Below are 2,781 nucleotides of genomic sequence, written 5' to 3'. Positions count from 1 at the left end.
TTCTGCACCCATTTTTGTTCTCCAAAAGTTGATTTTCCTTAAATCCTCTGAAAGCTCACGCAGGCGAATAAAAACCCTGTTTTCCACCATGGCGCCTGCATCTGATCTTTTTCTGAAACCATTCATATTCTCCATGAGGAAATTACGAAATCCCAAATCCAGAAAGAAAATCTTCGGACTTTTGGTCAATTCCTTTTGACGATTTTTGAAAAAGGGACGAATCTCTTGAGAAATAAAAGTCTCCTGAAGAAGGGTCAAATGTTTTTTTAGTTTTCGATATTCCAGGGTGCAAGCCTGGCTCAAATGGTGATGGTTCACGAGATTACCGATTTGAGGGGCAAGGTATTGAGCCAGATTCACCAAGTCCCGGTCCGTAGCCAAGGCCAAAAGTCCCTTGATGTCTTTTAAAAGGTAATTGTTAAAAATATCTCCCAGAACTTTCCATCGCTCTTCCTTCCTCTTGGAGAGAATAACGGCAGGGAAGCCTCCCCAAACACAATGTTCTTCATAATATTTCTCCATTTCCGAAATGAAAGCATCTTCGCCTCTTTGAAAAGGGATTTTTTTACCCTCCATCAGCCAACTTAAAATCTTTTGATTCCTCTCCTGATAAATTCTCTCCAGGCGAGTGTCTTGAGCCCTTAGAAATTCTCCAAAATTGAAGGGATAAAGATAAAAGGTGAGAATTCTTCCGACCATGTACTTTCCCATCTGGGCCTTGATGTCCAAGGATGAGGAGCCAGTGACAATGATTTTAAGCCAGGGCATCGTGTCAAAAATAAGTTTCAATTTTTGACCGCCTCTTTCTGCGTATTGAAATTCATCCACCATCAAATAGGCCGAGAGAGGGGGCGGCGTGGAAAAAAAAGAGGCCACATAGGCGGTGGGATCTCTTTCAAATTCATCCAGGACTCGACGGTCTTCGAAAGTGACTTGCCGAACCAGCTCACTCTTGCCCTCCATCTTTTGGATCAAAGCCGTTCTCAACATCTCTAAAAGCGTGGTTTTACCGACCTGGCGTGGCCCCAAGAGGGCTATAAACTCTCGGCGGTGGAGAAAAGATAAAATGTGCTTCGCAAGATCTCTTTCGACAGACATTGTTTTCGACCTTTAGAAGGGTTAAATGATATTTACTTTTATTGCTATAAATGTAAATTAAGTATATCTTTTAATACAGTCTATGTCAAATAAGTTTTATGTTAAGCTTCTTTCTCCTCCACCCTTCTCGCCCTCACCTCAATGGATCCCCCCTCCGGCGTAAACTTCACCGCATTGTAAACGAGGTTCATGACCACCTTCTCAATCTGGTCTCGGTCGAATTCGCCTTGAAGAGATTCTTCCCCCTTCTTCAAACTCCCTCTAGCATCTTGCAAAAATCTTTTCCTTCTCTTTCTTCAAGAATCTTTAAAATTTTTGTCTTCCATTTCTTGGAAATTAAACGGAAGGCTTCCGGGATCATCGCTGATTCTCCATGTTGAATCACCGCTTTTAATATTCCTATCCCCATTTGAATGTCCTTTTCAGCCATTTCCTTTTGTTTTCTTCGTGAAGAAATCAGGATTTTATGAACACCAAAGTTAGCGGGATGAGGAACGGCGATAGACAGATTGTCCAGATGGATATAGATCACATGATGAATCAACAAGTCCAGAAACCTTAAAGCTTGCGCGTTCAGACCCCATTGCGGTAAGGGAAAAGGAGTGTCGCGTCCTTTACCCTTTTCAGGGACTAAAAATTCGATCATCAGCTCTGGATGTTCTAGGCGAATATATCCTGCTTTACCCCGAAAACCCACTATAAAGCCCAGATCTTTGAAAAGTTCAAAAAGGTCCACCTTCTTTTTAATCTCTTGTGGGCTTGGAACCAGAAAATCGATGTCTCGGGTTCTCAGAGAAGGTAAATATGTCTCACCGGGAAAATACTCTTTATAGAAAAGAGCACACCAACTGCCGATGAGAATGACATGTCTCAGAAGGTCCTTCGCCTGAAGTCGCCTCAAAATTTCCATGCATAAGTCATGCTGTTTCTTTTGCACGTAATGCCTTCCTCAAGAATCTGATCTGTCGGCCAACCTGAGATAATAATTTTCGATATTTCGCTCTGTATATTTTGTCCTCTCTATATTTCTCCAAATCTATTGAATTTGCTTTCCCCAGATATTTAAATCGAACGCGCCCCTTTTCTCTATAGACAAGATACACGTAGCGATGTCCCTTGATCTTTTTCTCAACTAAACTTCCTTTGGGGAGTTTTGACAATGCCCTTTCGTAGGAACGTTTTAAATAGAGCGAATTTCGCAGCTCCTCTTCCAGAACGCCCTGAAGAGGACCCATCGAATTCTTAAGGACTGTAGTCAATCGATTCGGTTGTTTAGTTACCATACATTACCTAGATTATAGTAATATGTATGGTAACTAAAGTCAACCTTAGGTTGAGGATAAGATGCCTTCAACCGTTTTTGCTTTTACCTCAATGGACCCACCCTCCGACGTAAACTTCACCGCATTGTAAATCAGGTTCATGACCACCTTCTCAATCTGGTCTCGGTCGAATTCGCCAAGGAGTGATTCCTCACACTCAAAAGAAAGCTTCAGATTCTTTTGCTCGGCTAGAGAAGACATAGAGTCCTCAATCTCTCTCAAGAAATCCCTCACATTCACCTGGCTCAAACGAAGCTCCAGTTTCCCTGCATCAATTTTTATTAAGTCTAAAAGCTGATTCATCAGCTTGAGAAGCCGCAGGGCATTGTTGCGGACCACATTTAAGTTCTTGGTTTGATGG

At 42.1% G+C, this 2,781-nt stretch carries 5 protein-coding genes; all 5 read right to left on the bottom strand.

The window, feature by feature from the left end; translation table 11 throughout:
* Nucleotides 1–1,098 (bottom strand): ATP-binding protein (locus HYS07_08390; protein ID MBI1871193.1); only part of this gene is annotated, 1,098 nt, incomplete at its 3' end.
* A 101-nt stretch (nt 1,099–1,199) separates the two neighbouring features.
* Complete coding sequence (locus tag HYS07_08385; protein ID MBI1871192.1) at nt 1,200–1,373, bottom strand: hypothetical protein; 174 nt, start codon at nt 1,371–1,373, stop codon at nt 1,200–1,202.
* Entirely contained in the window at nt 1,349–2,035 is a 687-nt protein-coding gene (locus HYS07_08380; GenBank protein ID MBI1871191.1) for a hypothetical protein, read from the bottom strand. The genes HYS07_08385 and HYS07_08380 overlap by 25 nt, the downstream gene beginning before the upstream one ends.
* The gene (locus HYS07_08375) at nt 2,016–2,333 is read right to left on the bottom strand and encodes a hypothetical protein (GenBank protein ID MBI1871190.1); all 318 of its coding nucleotides are present in this window, start codon (nt 2,331–2,333) and stop codon (nt 2,016–2,018) included. The genes HYS07_08380 and HYS07_08375 overlap by 20 nt, the downstream gene beginning before the upstream one ends.
* A 93-nt stretch (nt 2,334–2,426) precedes the next feature.
* A partial coding sequence (locus HYS07_08370) for a histidine kinase (GenBank protein ID MBI1871189.1) occupies nt 2,427–2,781 on the bottom strand: 355 nt, incomplete at its 5' end.

This window comes from Chlamydiota bacterium, assembly GCA_016178055.1.
Lineage (GTDB): Bacteria > Auribacterota > JACPWU01 > JACPWU01 > JACPWU01 > JACOUC01.
This window is presented reverse-complemented; position numbering and strand designations above follow the sequence as displayed.

Bases quoted from the DNA above. Each gene is read 5' to 3' on its own strand.
- HYS07_08375 (MBI1871190.1), bottom strand. From the start codon at position 2,333: ATGGGTCCTCTTCAGGGCGTTCTGGAAGAGGAGCTGCGAAATTCGCTC.